Origin of the sequence: Streptomyces sp. NBC_01446 (assembly GCF_026340095.1) — a bacterium.
Classification (GTDB): domain Bacteria; phylum Actinomycetota; class Actinomycetes; order Streptomycetales; family Streptomycetaceae; genus Streptomyces; species Streptomyces aureus.
Genome location: NZ_JAPEPO010000001.1, coordinates 2,619,507 through 2,635,225, shown reverse-complemented (window position 1 = coordinate 2,635,225; position 15,719 = coordinate 2,619,507). Strand labels below are relative to the sequence as shown.

The 15,719-nt window shown below is 72.2% G+C and carries 8 protein-coding genes; 4 read left to right on the top strand and 4 right to left on the bottom strand.

The features are described 5' to 3' along the window. Window positions 1–55: 55 nt before the first annotated feature. From treS to OG456_RS11570, 3 genes are all read right to left on the bottom strand, one after another. Window positions 56–1,753, bottom strand: a complete 1,698-nt coding sequence (treS, locus tag OG456_RS11580; RefSeq protein WP_266559912.1) for a maltose alpha-D-glucosyltransferase — start codon at window positions 1,751–1,753, stop codon at window positions 56–58. After that, complete coding sequence (locus OG456_RS11575; RefSeq protein WP_266559910.1) at window positions 1,750–3,879, bottom strand: alpha-1,4-glucan--maltose-1-phosphate maltosyltransferase; 2,130 nt, start codon at window positions 3,877–3,879, stop codon at window positions 1,750–1,752. The genes treS and OG456_RS11575 overlap by 4 nt, the downstream gene beginning before the upstream one ends. A 217-nt stretch (window positions 3,880–4,096) precedes the next feature. Beyond that, the gene (locus tag OG456_RS11570; protein WP_266559908.1) at window positions 4,097–5,302 is read right to left on the bottom strand and encodes a S8 family peptidase; all 1,206 of its coding nucleotides are present in this window, start codon (window positions 5,300–5,302) and stop codon (window positions 4,097–4,099) included. Window positions 5,303–5,679: 377 nt separating this feature from the next. On the opposite strand from OG456_RS11570, the gene OG456_RS11565 reads away from it, so the two are divergent. The 4 genes from OG456_RS11565 (at window position 5,680) to OG456_RS11550 (ending at window position 13,941) form a co-directional block, all read left to right on the top strand. Next, window positions 5,680–8,190, top strand: a complete 2,511-nt coding sequence (locus OG456_RS11565) for a protein kinase (protein WP_266559906.1) — start codon at window positions 5,680–5,682, stop codon at window positions 8,188–8,190. A gap of 26 nt (window positions 8,191–8,216) precedes the next feature. Then, the gene (locus OG456_RS11560; protein ID WP_266559904.1) at window positions 8,217–10,535 is read left to right on the top strand and encodes a protein kinase; all 2,319 of its coding nucleotides are present in this window, start codon (window positions 8,217–8,219) and stop codon (window positions 10,533–10,535) included. 198 nt (window positions 10,536–10,733) lie between these two features. Continuing rightward, complete coding sequence (gene glgP, locus OG456_RS11555) at window positions 10,734–13,346, top strand: alpha-glucan family phosphorylase (RefSeq protein ID WP_266559902.1); 2,613 nt, start codon at window positions 10,734–10,736, stop codon at window positions 13,344–13,346. Between the two features lie 73 nt (window positions 13,347–13,419). After that, window positions 13,420–13,941, top strand: a complete 522-nt coding sequence (locus tag OG456_RS11550; protein ID WP_266559899.1) for a GNAT family N-acetyltransferase — start codon at window positions 13,420–13,422, stop codon at window positions 13,939–13,941. Between the two features lie 57 nt (window positions 13,942–13,998). Here OG456_RS11550 and OG456_RS11545 read toward each other — a convergent pair whose 3' ends face one another. Next, window positions 13,999–15,582: a M4 family metallopeptidase gene (locus OG456_RS11545; RefSeq protein WP_266559897.1), complete on the bottom strand. Its 1,584-nt coding sequence runs from the start codon at window positions 15,580–15,582 to the stop codon at window positions 13,999–14,001. Window positions 15,583–15,719 lie beyond the last annotated feature (137 nt).

The window sequence follows — 15,719 nt, the reverse complement described above, 5'->3', positions numbered from 1 at the left end:
GTGGTGATGGGTGCCCAGGGAGGGGCGGTGGAAACCGGCCCTCCCTGGGCGACGGTCAGGCTTCGTCGCGCAGCCGGAACCAGTAGAAGCCGTGACCTGCGAGGGTGAGGAGATAGGGCAGTTCACCGATGGCCGGAAAGCGCACCCCGCCGATCAGCTCGACCGGGTGGCGGCCGCTGAAGGCCTGGAGGTCGAGTTCGGTGGGCTGGGCGAAGCGCGAGAAGTTGTGCACGCACAGCACGAGGTCGTCCTTGTACTCGCGCAGGAACGCGATCACCGCCGGGTTGGACGAAGGGAGTTCGGTGTACGAGCCGAGGCCGAACGCCTCGTTCTGCTTGCGGATCTCGATCATGCGCCGGGTCCAGTGCAGCAGAGACGACGGCGAGGTCATGGACGCCTCGACGTTGGTCACCTGGTAGCCGTAGACCGGGTCCATGATCGTGGGCAGGGAGAGCCGGCCCGGGTCGCAGGAGGAGAAGCCCGCGTTGCGATCGGGTGTCCACTGCATCGGCGTGCGCACCGCGTCGCGGTCGCCGAGCCAGATGTTGTCGCCCATGCCGATCTCGTCGCCGTAGTAGAGGATCGGCGAGCCCGGCAGGGAGAGCAGGAGCGCGGTGAACAGTTCGATCTGGTTGCGGTCGTTGTCGAGGAGTGGCGCGAGGCGGCGGCGGATGCCGATGTTGGCGCGCATCCGCGGGTCCTTGGCGTACTCCGCGTACATGTAGTCGCGTTCTTCGTCGGTGACCATTTCGAGCGTGAGTTCGTCGTGGTTGCGCAGGAAGATGCCCCACTGGCAACTCGACGGAATGGCGGGGGTCTTGGCCAGGATTTCCGAGACCGGGTAGCGCGACTCCCTGCGCACGGCCATGAAGATGCGTGGCATGACGGGGAAGTGGAAGGCCATGTGGCATTCGTCGCCGCCGGAGGCGTAGTCGCCGAAGTAGTCGACCACGTCTTCAGGCCACTGGTTGGCCTCGGCGAGCAGCACCGTGTCCGGGTAATGCGCGTCGATCTCCTTGCGAACCCGCTTGAGGAGCTCGTGCGTGGCCGGCAGGTTCTCGCAGTTGGTCCCCTCCTCCGCGTAGAGGTAGGGCACCGCGTCGAGCCGGAAGCCGTCGATGCCGAGGTCCAGCCAGAAGCGCAGGGCCGCGATGATCTCCTCCTGGACGCGCGGGTTCTCGTAGTTGAGATCCGGCTGGTGGGAGAAGAAGCGGTGCCAGTAGTACTGCTTGCGCACCGGGTCGAAGGTCCAGTTCGACGCCTCGGTGTCGACGAAGATGATCCGCGCGTCCTCGTACTGCTTGTCGTCGTCGGCCCAGACGTAGTAGTCGCCGTAGGGGCCGGTGGGGTCCTTGCGGGACTCCTGGAACCACTCGTGCTGATCGCTCGTGTGGTTCATGACGAAGTCGATGATCACGCGCATCCCGCGCTGGTGCGCGGCGTCGACGAACTCCACGAAGTCGGCCAGGTCACCGAACTCCGGCAGGACCGCCGTGTAGTCCGAGACGTCGTAACCACCGTCCCGTAGCGGGGACTTGAAGAACGGTGGAAGCCAGAGGCAGTCCACGCCGAGCCACTGGAGATAGTCCAGTTTCGCGGTGATGCCCTTGAGGTCGCCCACGCCGTCGCCGTTGCTGTCCTGGAAGGAGCGGACGAGGACCTCGTAGAAGACGGCACGTTTGAACCAGTCGGGATCCCGGTCCTTGGCTGGGGTGTCCTCGAAGGTGTCCGGGACGGGTTCATTGACGGTCATGGTGTGGGTGACCCTCCGATCAACGGTGAGGACGGTCGCAGGACGGTGAGGATGTGCGCGGGCGCACGGCCCGGCTCGAGGCGCACGTAGTTGGCCCTGCCCCAGTGGTAGGTCTCACCGGTGAGCTCGTCGCGCACCGGCGCGGACTCGTGCCAGCCGAGTCCCAGTTGCGGCATGTCCAACGACACCGTCGCCTCCTGGGTGTGGTGAGGATCGAGGTTGGCGACCACCAGAACCGTGTTCGAACCGTGCGCGCCTGCGACCGACTTGGAATACGCGATCACCGAGTCCTGGTCGGTGTGGTGGAAGTGCACGTCACGCAGCCGGCGCAGGGCGGGGCTGCGGCGCCTGATGTCGTTGAGCCGGGTGATGAGAGGCGCGATCGAACGCCCTTCGAGCTCGGCCGACTCCCAGTCGCGCGGCCGCAGTTCGTACTTCTCCGAATGGAGATACTCCTCGCTACCGGGGCGTAGCGGGGCGTTTTCGCACAGTTCGTAGCCGCTGTAGACGCCCCAGGTCGGCGAGAGCGTGGCAGCCAGGACCGCGCGCACCTCGAACGCGGGGCGCCCGCCGTTCTGAAGGTAGGCGTGCAGGATGTCCGGGGTGTTCACGAAGAAGTTGGGCCGCATGTACGCGGCCGTGTCCTTCGCCAACTCCGTCGCGTACTCGGTGAGTTCCTGCTTCGAGTTCCGCCAGGTGAAGTAGGTGTACGACTGCTGGAAGCCGGCCTGCGCGAGGGTGCGCATCATCGCGGGGCGCGTGAACGCCTCGGCCAGGAAGATCACGTCGGGGTCGGTGCGGTTGATCTCCCTGATGACCCGTTCCCAGAAGACGACGGGCTTGGTGTGCGGGTTGTCGACGCGGAAGATGCGCACGCCGTGGTCCATCCAGAAGCGCAGGACGCGGGTCGTCTCGGCGACCAGGCCGGGCATGTCCTGGTCGAAGGCGATCGGGTAGATGTCCTGGTACTTCTTCGGCGGGTTCTCCGCGTACGCGATGGTCCCGTCAGGCCGGTGGTGGAACCACTCGGGGTGCTTCTCCACCCACGGGTGGTCGGGCGAGCACTGGAGCGCGAAGTCGAGGGCGATCTCCAGGCCCAGGTCCGCGGCCCGGCGCACGAAGGCGTCGAAGTCGTCGAGGGAGCCGAGGTCGGGGTGGATCGCGTCGTGACCGCCCTCCGGGGAGCCGATCGCCCAGGGGACGCCCACGTCGTGCGGCCCCGGGGAGAGCGAGTTGTCGGGACCCTTGCGGTACGTGGTGCCGATGGGGTGGACCGGCGGCAGATAGAGGACGTCGAAGCCCATCGCGGCGATGGCCGGGAGGCGCTTCGCCGCGGTGTGGAACGTGCCGGAGACCGGCGGTTCCCCCTCACGCACGATCGCACCCTCCGAGCGCGGGAAGAACTCGTACCACGCTCCGTACAGCGCCCGTTCGCGCTCCACGAGGAGCGGCAGCGGGTCGGAGCTGGTGACCAGCTCGCGCAACGGGTGGCGGGCGAGGACCTCGTCGACCTTCGGCGTGAGCGCGGCGGCCAGGCGAGCCGCGGCGGGGCGTGCGGTGTCCCGGAGCGCGGCGGCGGCGCGCAGCACGGTCTCGCGCTGCCCCTTGCGCTGCGGCACGCCCTCGGCGGCGCGCTCGTGCAGCAACGCGCCCTCCTCCAGGACGAGTTCGGTGTCGATGCCCGCCGGGACCTTGATCTGCGCGTGGCGGCGCCAGGTGGTGACGGGGTCGCCCCACGCCTCGACGGTGTAGGTCCAGCGCCCCTCCGACGTGGGCGTGACCTGCGCGCCCCAGCGGTCGGTGCCAGGGGCCAGCTCGCGCATCGGGGTCCAGGGGCCCGTGCGGCCGCGCGGCGAGCGCAGCACCACGTTCGCGGCGACCGCGTCGTGGCCCTCGCGGAAGACCGTCGCGCTGACCTCGAAGGACTCGCCCGCCACCGCCTTGGCGGGCCTGCGGCCGTGGTCCACGAGGGGCTGGACGTCCAGGACAGGTATCCGCCCGAGCGTGGTGGCGGCGGTGGTGGCCGGTGGGCGCCGCCGGCCCGGTGGTTTCTGCGATTTCGCGCTTCTGGCCGACTGCTTCGCCGGGTCCGTGTGGGGCTTCGGCGAGGGACTCTGTGCGGGCATGACCGCTCCTGACCGCGGGTGTTCGGTTTGCGGAAACGGGGGTGAGGAAGAGGGTCGCGCAGTGTGTACGAAGGGGGTCGCGCAGTGTGTACCGGGGGAGCCTTCCACGGTCGCAGGGCGGGCAATCCGGTGCTTTGTTAACTACTCGCGCGTAAGCACACAGACAAGTCCGGCCCCGCCGTGAACGACGGGACCGGATCATGAACTCACCCTTCGGTTACGGGTTGTTGACCTGGAGCAGCTTGTTCGGCGAGCCGGGCAGCGTGTCCGTGACCCGGCCTGTTGCCGCGCGCTTCGTCAGCGCCCGGCTCACCTCGGCCGGCGTGGCCGAGGTGTGGCCGGACAGGTACAGCGCGGCGGCGCCCGCCGCGTGCGGTGACGCCATCGACGTACCGGAGTAAGTCGCCTTCCCCGTGTCGCTCGCGTTAGACGCCGAGGTGATGTCGACGCCGGGGGCGAACAGGTCGAGCCGGGTGCCCCAGTTCGAGAAGTCGGCGCGCCGGTCCGTGCGGTCGGTCGCGCCGACCGTGACGGCCTCCTTCACACGGGCCGGCGAGCACAGGCTCGCCGGGAGTCCGTCGTTGCCGGCCGCGACCGTGTACGTGACGCCGGAGGCGATGGAGCCCCGCACCGCCGCGTCCAGCTGCGCGTTGGCGTGGCCGCCGAGGCTCAGATTGGCGACGGCCGGTTTACGCGCGTGCTTCGTCACCCAGTCGATGCCCGCGATGACCTGGGCGGTCGTCCCGGAGCCCGCGTCGTCGAGCACGCGCACCGCGACCACGTCCGCCTTTGTCGCGACGCCGTGGCCCGCACCGGCGACGGTTCCGGCCACGTGGGTGCCGTGGCCGTTGCCGTCCTGCGCGGTGGCGTCGCCGTCGACGAAGTCCCAGCCGTAGCGCGCCCGGCCGCCGAAGTCCCGGTGCGAGATCCGGATGCCGGTGTCGATGACGTACGCCGTGACGCCCGAGCCGTCCGACTCGGGCCAGGTGTAGGAGTTGTCGAGCGGCAGATCACCCTGGTCGATGCGGTCCAGCCCCCAGGACGGCGGGTTCTTCCGGGTGTGGTCGAGCGACACGCGTGAGTCCTGGACCACCGCGGCGACCGACGGATCGGCCGCGAGCCTTCTGGCCTGCGCCTCGCCCGCGCGCACTGCGTAGCCGTTCAGCGCCGTGCTGTAGGTGTGGCGTATTTTCGCCCCGTACTTCTCGGCGAGGCCCTTGCCCATGTCGGACGGCGCCTTCGTTCCCCCCTTGAGCGTCACGATGTAACTCCCTGCGACGGCGCCGGGCTCACCGGCGCCGAGTATGCGCCCCAGCGGAGGCGCGGCATGCGCGGGCAACGTGACGGCCGAGAGCACCGCCGCCGTGGTCGCGGCGGTGAGCGCGCCCGCCCAGCGCAGACGCCTCTTGCGCGTCAGTGTCATGTCGTGAGTTCCCCCTCCTCGACTCGGCGCGCGAGGACCGGAGTTGCGCGGCCGCCGGTCCTGACGGCCGGGGATCCACGCACACCGCTTGGCAGCCTCTCGTGCGGTGGCAGGCCCTACAAGACCGCATGAGGGGGTGGAATCGGCCATATCGCCCGTGGGGGAACCCGTGACGATCGCGGTGAGGGTTGCGGCGAAAACCGGACTTCCTCCGGCCGGTACGCGGGCCTCGGCCCCCGTGGTCTGCGACGCACCCAGTAATCTGCCGGAGCGTCACAGAAGGTGCGCACGCGCACAGTTGGGGTGCGTGATCCGGACAACGGCACGGGGGGACGGGGCGGATGATCGGTCGGCTGCGGGAGGGGTCGCCCGCGCGCATGGGTCCGCACGAGACGCTGGCCAGACTCGGGGCGGGCGGCATGGGTGAGGTGTTCCTCGCCACCGACGGGCCGCGCGTCCCGGAGTCGCTCGTCGCCGTGAAGGCGATCCGCCGCGAGGTCGCGGGGGACCCGGCGTTCCGCGCCCGGTTCCGGCGTGAGATCGCCGTCGCCGCGTCGGTGGCGAGCCCCTTCGTGGCGCGGCTCGTCGCCGGTGACGCCGACGCGGAACAGCCCTGGCTCGCCACGGAGTACGTCCCCGGCCCGACCCTCGCAGAGGCGATGCGCCGGCACGGGCCGCTGCCCGCCCCCGCCGTCCTCGCGCTCGGCGCCGGGATGGCCCGGGCACTGTCCGCGGTGCACGCCGCGGGCGCCCTGCACCGGGACCTGAAGCCGGCGAACGTCCTGCTCGGCGCCGACGGGCCCAAGCTGATCGACTTCGGCGTGGCGCGCACCCCCGGCGCCACCACGATGACCTCGACCGGGCTGCTGGTCGGGACGCCCGGCTTCATGTCGCCGGAACATGTCGCGGGCGGGAGGCATGTGGTGGCCGCCTCCGACGTGTTCTGCCTGGCCTCGGTCCTCGCGTACGCGGCGGCCGGGCGCGACCCGTTCGGTGACGGCCCGGTGGCGGCGGTCCTCTACCGGGTCTCACGCGCGGAGGCCGAACTCGAAGGCGTTCCGCAGGAGTTGAGGGAAGTCCTGGCCGACTGTCTCGTTCAGGACCCCGGGGCGCGGCCCGGGCCGGAGGCACTCGCGGAGCGGTTCGCCGCCCTGGCCGGTGCGAGCGGGCCCGACGCCGGCTGGCCGGACCCCGTGGTGGAGTCGATCGCCGAGACGCGGCGGGACGCGGCGCACCTGTGCGCCGCCGGACAGCCCCTGGTACCGCTGCCGCAGGACAGCGCGCCGGACGGCCGTACCCCCACCCGCACCCCGACGCAGCGCTCGACCCCGCCCGCCCTCACGCCGCACGACCTGCCCACCATGAGCGCGGCCCCGCCGGCCATCCCGGCAGCCACACCCGCGCGCCGGGCCCGGAGCCGCCGTACCCTCCTCGCCACGGTTCTCGCGGTGGCCGTCGCGGGCGGAGCCGTCGGAGCACTGCTCGCGCTGCGTGGCCCCGCTCAGGGCGACGAGGCCGGCGGTCCCGGCGGCAAGGGTGCCGGACCCACGCCCTCCACCACGCTCCCGCCCGCCGCACTCGTCGCGCGGGCCGGGGTGGACGAGGCCGGGACGGACGACCGGAGCGGCTACGTACCGCAGTTCCGGGAGCAGCGGCCCAAGGGCTGGAAACCGTGGCGGGGCAGGCTCGGGCACGCGCCCATGAGCTGCGCCGCCGACACCCGGGCCGTCGTCTGCCTGCTCACCGACGGGACGTACGAGGCGCTCGACGCAAGCAGCGGCCGGCGGCTGTGGACGTCGGACGGGCGCTCACCCGCGGACGGCGACGTCGGCGACGAGGCCTACATCAGCCCCTCGGGCAAGCTGTTCATGCCCGGCGACTCGCTGGCCCCGACGGTGCGCGGCGGCACCACGGTCATCGCCCACAAGGGCCGCCTCCAGGTGCGGGACTCCCGCTCGGGCGGTGTGCGCTGGTCGGCCGCGCCCGACGACGGCACGCACTTCACGGCGGCCCTGCTCACCGACAAAGGCCGCCTCGTCACGTCCCAGGAGGGCTCGGCGGACGGCGTGGACGGGCCGGCGGGCGCGAGGCTGAGGGCGTTCCGCCTGAAGGACGGCGCTTCCGGCTGGACCCACACGCTCAGCACCGGCGAGCTCGCCGGTGCCGAACTGGGCGCCTACACAGCCGACCTGGCCCACGACGGCCTCGTCTACGCCGACGCGAAAGAAGGCGTCGTCGCACTCGACGAGCGGACCGGCACCCGGGTCGGCACCCCGTACGACAAGGGGCAGTGCCGCACCCTCATGACGCAGGACGGGCAGGTGCTGTGCACCCAGGTCCTGGCCGGCGACGGCTCCTTCGACGACCCCAACACCACGCCCCAGACCCGGGTCACCCGCCTCAACCCCCGGACGCTCGCGGTCGAGGGCACCTTCGGATTCAAGGCGCCGGCGGTGCAGGCGGACGGCTTCCCGGGGCTTGATGTCGTCGTGAGCGCGGTCGGGTCCGGCGCCGCGGTCGCCTACGACACGACGAACGAGAAGCTCCTGGTCGCCGACGCGCGCCACGGCCGCGTCACCCGCAGGGAACCCCTCACGACCCTCACCGACGTGATCAAGCGGCCGGTCTCGTCGGGACCTCTGATCACCGGCGACCGCGCCCTGACCGCCGACAACACCACGCTTCGGTCCGTGCCACTGGGGGCGAAGGGCAAGGCCCGTGCCACCGTCGTCCCAGGGGCACCCGGAAACCCGCAGATCAAGGCGCACACCGACCCCGGTACGGTCATCGCCGACTCGCCGCGGCCCCCGACGCTCCTGCTGCTCGGCGGGGTCGTGACGCTCGTCTACGACCAGGGGACCGTCGTGTCCCTGGAGATCCCGGCGTAGTCACGCGTCCCGCACCGCCCCGGTCCTTGGAGGATCCGTTGCTCGACCCGCTGCCCGGGCCCCCGCGGCACATCGGCCCCTACCGGCTGCTCGCCCTCATCGGCGCGGGCGGCATGGGCGAGGTGTACCTGGCGCGGGAGCACCGGCCGGGGGCACCGCTCGTCGCCGTCAAGACGGTCAGGGCGGACGTCGACGTGGACCGCGAGTTCCGGATCAGGTTCCGCCGCGAGATCGCCGCCGCGCGTGCCGTCTCCGGTCCCGGCACGGCCGCGCTCCTCGACGGGGACGCCGACACCCAAGTGCCCTGGCTGGCCACGGAGTACGTGCCCGGGCCCGCGCTCGCCGAGACGGTTGCCCGCTGCGGTCCGCTGCCCGTCCCCGCGGTGCGGGCCCTCGGCGCCCGGCTCGCCCGCGCCCTCGCCGCCGTGCACGCGGCGCACGTCCTGCACCGGGACCTCAAACCCGGCAACGTCCTGCTCACGCCCGAGGGCCCCAAGCTCATCGACTTCGGCATCGCGCAGGCCTTCGAGGCCACGGCGCTCACGGCCGCGGGGATGGTCGTCGGCACCCCCGGGTTCATGGCGCCCGAGCAGATCGAGGGCAGCCACGCCGTCGTGCCCGCCTCGGACGTCTTCGCGCTCGGCGCCGTGCTCTGTCACGCCGCCACGGGCCGGGGCCCCTTCGACGACCCCGAACTCGCGTCGGTCATCTTCCGCATCACCCGGGGGGACGCGGACCTGTCGGCGGTCCCGGAGGCGCTGCGCGAGACGGTCGCCGCGTGCCTGCGGGTGGCGCCGGGGGAGCGGCCCGGCGCGGCGGAGCTCGCGCGGCGGCTCGACCCGGGTCCCGCCGACGCCCAGGTGCCCTGGCCCACCGAGGTGCTCTCGCTCTTCGCCGAGCACCGGGAGGCCGTGGCCCGCTGCGAACAGGACGTGGCCGCTCGGTCGTTCGCGGCGGCCGACACGGCGACGGGGACCGGACCCACGCCGCCCGCCACACCTTTGATGCCTGAGGCACCCCCCGCCCCGCCCGGCCGCGGGACACCCCGCCGCTGGCCGTGGCTGGTCGCGGCGGCGGTCGCCGGAGCCGCGGTGGCCGTGGCGGCAGTCGTCCTGCCGGGCGGGGGCGGCGCGGGCGCGGGCGGTGGCACGTCACCCGGACACGGAGGCTCCAGGACCCCCGGCGGCCCCCGCGTCGTCACCGCCTACGGATCCGCCGACCGCTCGGGAGAGTTCGGCACGGCCGGCACCCGCGCCTCCGCCCGCCCCGACGGATGGAAGCCCTGGTCCGTGGACCGCCCCGCCGCCCTGGACGACCGCGGCCGCGGCTGCGTGCTGGTCCTGCCCCGGCTGATCTGCCGCGACGGCAAGGGCGCGGCGGCCGCCTTCGACGCCGCGAGCGGCCGGGGCGGCTGGACGTCCCGCGGGTTCACGGCGGGACCCGACAACCTCCAGGGCATTCAGGAGCTGCCGCCCGAGAGCGACGGCACCCGCGTGTTCGTACCCAGCGAGCTCGGAGTCACCGGGGTCGACGCCACGACCGGCACCGTCCGCTGGCGCCACCGCCTGCCCCGGTACACCGGTCTGCTCGCCCTGACGTACGCGAAGAACGTCGTCTACACCGCCGAGTTCACCATGACTCCCGGAACCCGCATGTCCCGCAGTACGGTCGTGCGGGCCCGGCGCGCCTCCGACGGCCACGAGCTGTGGCGGACCGCCCCGCTGCCCAAGCCGCAGGGCCCGCTCCTGACCGGCGACGGCCGTGTCTACCTGGCAGCCGAGGGACGCGGAGTGCTCGCCCTCTCCACGAAGGACGGCTCCCGCGCCGCCTCCGCGCCCACCGCGACCTGCTTCGCCCTCCTGCGCCACGCGTCGTCCGTCCTGTGCTGGGACCTCGAACACCCGGGCGTGCGGGAACTCGACGGCCGCACCCTCGCCACCCGGCGCACCGTCGCGGCCGACGTGCGGCCCACGTTGCCCGGACCCGTCGTCGGCGCGAACGGCGTGCTCGTCGTGCCGGCCGGCAACGAGGACGCGTCGGACCCCGTCGACCACTTCCTCACGGCGTACGACTGGCGCACCGGCCGGCGCCTGTGGCACTACGGCGCGCCCCAGGAGACCGCCGGCCTCGCCCTCGCGGGCGAACGGGTGCTGTCCTTCGGCGCGTACGCCCTCGAAGGGCGGAACATCTCGGGAGACGTCAACACGCTCCGCAGGAAGGACACCCCGCGCACTGGGTCGGGGACCGGGGCGGTGGCCGTGCACCTGGGCCAACCCCTCTATCTGGGCGGCGCGTTGTTCGCCGACACCGACGAGGGCAAGGTCGTCTCCGGCTACGCCCCGTGACCCCGCTCGGGCCGCCTCTGGCCCCCGCGTACCGCTGGGAACCGCGTGACACGGGGGTCTTTGCGACTCCGTGCGCCGTGGTAGCCGGGGCCTGGTGGCCGTACCGTCGGAGGTGACAGCCGGGGGCCGCTCGACGGAGCGCGTCCCCCTCGCACGTGTGCGCGTATGCCCGCCGCGTCCCCCTACAGAGGTGAGAACGTGAAGGCCATCCGTCGAATCACCGTTCGTCCCGTCCTGCCCGAGCCCCTCGCCCCCCTTCACGAACTGGCCCGTAACCTGCGCTGGTCCTGGCACACCGGGACGCGCGACCTCTTCCAGGCCGTGGACCCCGGGCGCTGGGCCGCGTCCGACGGGGACCCGGTGCGCCTCCTCGGCGCCGTGCCGCACGCGCGGCTCGCCGAACTCGCCGCCGACGCGGGGTTCCTGCGCCTGCTCGGCGAGGCCGCGGACGACCTCAGGTCCTATGCGGAGGGCGACCGCTGGTACCAGAAGCAGAGCGGTGGCCTGCCCGCCGCCGTCGGATACTTCTCCCCCGAGTTCGGCATCACCGCCGCCCTGCCGCAGTACTCCGGCGGCCTCGGCATCCTCGCCGGAGACCACCTCAAGGCGGCCAGTGACCTCGGGGTGCCGCTGATCGGCGTAGGACTCCTCTACCGGCACGGCTACTTCCGGCAGTCCCTGTCCAGGGACGGCTGGCAGCAGGAGCACTATCCCGTCCTCGACCCGCACGAACTGCCGCTGACCCCGCTGCGCGAACCGGACGGCACCGACTGCCGTGTCGCGCTCGCCCTGCCCGGCGGCGGCCGGCTGCTGGCCCGCGTCTGGCAGGCGCAGGTCGGCCGTGTGCCCCTGCTTCTCCTCGACTCGGACGTCGAGGAGAACGGCCCCGGCGAACGCGATGTCACCGACCGGCTCTACGGCGGCGGCAGCGAGCACCGGCTCCTCCAGGAAATGCTGCTCGGCATCGGCGGGGTGCGGGCCGTGCGCGCCTACTGCCGCCTCACCGGTCACCCCGAGCCCGAGGTGTTCCACACGAACGAGGGACACGCCGGATTCCTCGGGGTCGAGCGGATCCACGAGCTCGCCGGACGCGGCGTGGACTTCGACGCCGCCATCGAAGCCGTACGCGCCGGGACCGTCTTCACCACGCACACCCCCGTCCCGGCCGGTATCGACCGTTTCGACCGGGAACTCGTCGCCCACCACTTCGGGCCCGGCGCCGAACTCCCCGGCATCGACGCCGCACGCATCCTCGGCCTCGGCACGGAGACGTACGCGGGCGGCGACCCGAACGTCTTCAACATGGCCGTGATGGGCCTGCGCCTCGCCCAGCGCGCCAACGGCGTCTCCACCCTGCACGGCAGGGTCAGCCGCGAGATGTTCTCGGGCCTGTGGCCGGGCTTCGACCCGGAGGAGGTCCCCATCACCTCCGTCACCAACGGCGTGCACGCCCCGACCTGGGTGGCCCCCGAGGTCCTGCGGCTCGGCGCCCGCCACCTCGGTGAGCAGCGCACCCTGGAAGCCCTGGCCGTCGGCGGCTCCGACCGCTGGGACGCCGTCGCCGAGATCGCCGACCGGGACATCTGGGAGCTGCGCCGCGAGCTCCGCGGCCGCCTCGTGGACGAGGTGCGCGAGCGCCTCGCCGCGTCCTGGCGCCAGCGCGGCGCGGGCGCGGCGGAACTCGGCTGGATCGACGGGGTGCTCGACCCCGACGTCCTCACCATCGGCTTCGCCCGCCGCGTCCCCTCCTACAAGCGGCTCACCCTGATGCTGCGTGACCCGGACCGCCTGAGGCGCCTCCTCCTCGACCCGGACCGGCCCGTCCAGATCGTCGTCGCGGGCAAGGCGCACCCGGCCGACGACGGCGGCAAGCGCCTCGTGCAGGAGCTGGTGCGCTTCACCGACGACCCGCGGGTGCGCCACCGCATCGTGTTCCTGCCGGACTACGGCATGGCCATGGCGCAGAAGCTCTACCCCGGCTGCGACATCTGGCTCAACAATCCGCTGCGTCCCCTGGAGGCCTGCGGGACGTCCGGCATGAAGGCCGCCCTGAACGGCTGCCTCAACCTCTCCGTACTCGACGGCTGGTGGGACGAGTGGTTCACGCCCGACTTCGGCTGGGCGATCCCCACCGCGGACGGCACCGCGACCGACGAGCAGCGGCGCGACGACCTGGAGGCCGCGGCCCTCTACGACCTGGTCGAGCGCAGGGTCGCGCCCCGCTTCTACGAGCGCGGCCCCGAAGGGCTGCCCGACCGCTGGATCGAGATGGTCCGCCGTACCCTCACCCACCTGGGCCCGAAGGTCCTCGCCGGGCGCATGGTCCGCGAGTACGTCGAGAAGCTGTACGCCCCCGCGGCCCGCTCCGGCCGCGCCCTCACCCCCGACGCGGCGCGCGAACTCGCCCGGTGGAAGTCCAAGGTCCGCGCGTCCTGGCCACAGGTGGCCGTCGACCATGTGGAGGCGTCGACGGCCACGGCCGAGCTCGGCGCGACACTGGTGCTGCGCGTGCGGGTGGCGCTCGACGAGCTCGGCCCCGAGGACGTCGAGGTGCAGGCGGTGGCGGGCCGCGTCGACTCCGGCGACCGCATCACCGACGCGACGACGGTGGCCCTGAAACCGGCCGGCGGCCCGGATCTGGACGGCCGCTGGGCGTACGAGGGTCCGCTCTCCCTCGACCGCACGGGCCCGTACGGCTACACGGTCCGTATCCTGCCCGCTCACCGGCTGCTCGCCTCACCGGCGGAGACGGGCCTGGTGACCGTCCCCTCGGAGGCGACCGCGGAGGCCGCGGGGGTCCTCATGCGCTGAGGACGCGCTGAGGACGCGTTGAGGGGCGGCCGGATTGGTCGGCGGCGTCGCGGGTCTCGGCGAAGATGGACCCATGACCGAGATCCAGACGCCCCGCCTCCTGCTCCGCCGCTGGTCCGACGACGACCTCGTGCCCCTCTCCGAGATCCAGGCGGACCCGGAGGTCATGCGCCGGGTCGGCGACGGCGGGCCGCGCGACCTGGAGCGGACGGCCGAGGACATCGAGCGCTGGGAGGAGGAGTGGGACGAGGAGGGCTTCGGCCCGTTCGCCGTCGAACTCCTCGCCTCCGGCGAGCTGGCCGGCGTCGTCGGCCTGTCGGTGTCCGAACTCCAGCCCGGCATCGAGATCAACTGGTGGCTCGGCCGCCAGTTCTGGGGCCAGGGCTACGCCTCCGAAGCCGCCCAGGCCACCTTGGAGTTCGCCCTCCAGGACCGCGGCGTCGACCGGGTCGTCGCCCTGATCCGTCCGGGCGACACGGGGTCGGAGAACATCGCCCGCAAGCTGGGCATGACGGAGGGACACGAGTTCGCGCACCCGAAGCACGGCCACCCGCTCCAGGTGCACGAGATCGACCTGACGGAATACGAGAGCTGACGCGCGAAGGGGGCGGCACCGAAACCGGCGCCGCCCCCGACGTGCTGACGTCCTACGTCACTTGACGTTGACCGCGGCCCACGCCCGGTCGACCGCCTTGTACTCCGCCGAGTCGGCGCCGTACAGGTCGGTCGCCGCGCTCAGCGTGCCCTTGCGCGCGTTCGCGTAGTCCGTGTTCGTCGTGAAGTACGAGGTCAGGGCCTTGAACCAGATCTTCTCGGCCTTGTCGCGGCCGATGCCCGCGGCCGGCTGGCCGTCCGCGGTCGGGGAGTCGTAGGAGACCCCGTTGATCTCCTTCTTCCCGCTGCCCTCCGACAGCAGGTAGAAGAAGTGGTTCGCGATGCCCGACGAGTAGTGCACGTCGACGTTGCCCGCGCCGCTCTTCCAGTTGTCCAGGGACGCGCCGTCCTTGCTGGGCTTGTCCATGTAGCGCAGCGGGGTGCCGTCGCCGTTGATGTCGATCTTCTCGCCGATGAGGTAGTCGCCGACGTCCTTGGCGTTGTTCGCGTGGAACTCGACCGCGGTGCCGAAGATGTCGGACGTGGCCTCGTTCAGACCGCCGGACTCACCGCTGTAGATGAGGCCCGCGGTCGCCGCGGTGACGCCGTGCGACATCTCGTGGCCCGCCACGTCGATCGACGTCAGGGGCTTCTTGTCGCCCTCGCCGTCGCCGTACGTCATGCAGAAGCAGCTGTCGTCCCAGAACGCGTTGACGTACGCGTTGCCGTAGTGGACCCGCGAGTACGCGCCCTTGCCGTCGCCCTTGATGCCGCTGCGGCCCTGGACGTCCTTGTAGTAGTCCCACGTCACCTGGGCGCCGTAGGCGGCGTCGACCGCGGCCGTGGCCGCGTCGTTGGTGGTGCCGTCGCCCCACTTGTCGTCCGCGTCGGTGAACAGCGTGCCCTTGCCGGACGACCCGTGCTTGAGGTCGTACGTGCTGTGGCCGCCGCGCTCCGCGTCCGTGAGGGCGTACGAGGAGCCGGACTTGGTGGAGCCGACCGTCACGCTGCCGCTGTACTGGCTCTCGCCGGCGCCGGTGTGGATCGCGTCCCACTCGAAGATCTTCTTGCCGGTCGCGGCGTCCGTGACGACGTGCAGCTTGCGCGGCGTGCCGTCCTTCTGCGTGCCGGTGACGACCTTCTCGTAGGCGAGGCGCGGGGTGCCCGACGCCGCCCAGACCACCTTGCGGGCGCCCTCGGGGGCGGCCTTGAGGGAGGCGGAGGCCGTCGTCACCGCGATTCTCTTCGAGGTCGCGCGGGTGACGCCCTCGGACTTGCCGGCCTTGGACTCGTGGACGACCAGGTCGCCGCCGAGGACCGGGAGTCCGTCGTAGGTGCGCTCGTAGCGGGTGTGCGTCGCGCCGTCGCGGTCCTTGACCACGTCACGGACGACGAGCTTCTCCTTGGAGCCGAGCTTCAGCTCCTTCGCCGTCTCGGCCTTCTTCGCGTCGGCGTCCTGGAGGAGGCCGGCGCGGGCGGCGCCCGAGAGCTTCATGGGCGCGCCGCCCGGCGTCGCGTCGACCGCGGGCTGCGCGGACGCGCCGGTGGTCATTCCGGCGGTCAGCAGGGCTCCGGCGGCAACGGCGGTGGCGATGGCCAGAGTCGAACGCTTCTTGGTGAAGCGCGATATGTGGGGGGTCACGCAAGCTCCTTGTATGTGGGGTAAGAGAGCTGTGTGGTGCTGAAGTGGGTGGTGCTTAGCTGTGTGTTGCGTGTGGTGCGTGGGGGAAGCGTGCCAGTTGAGGCTTGTACATGTCAGGAGGGCGATCGCAGGTTGGC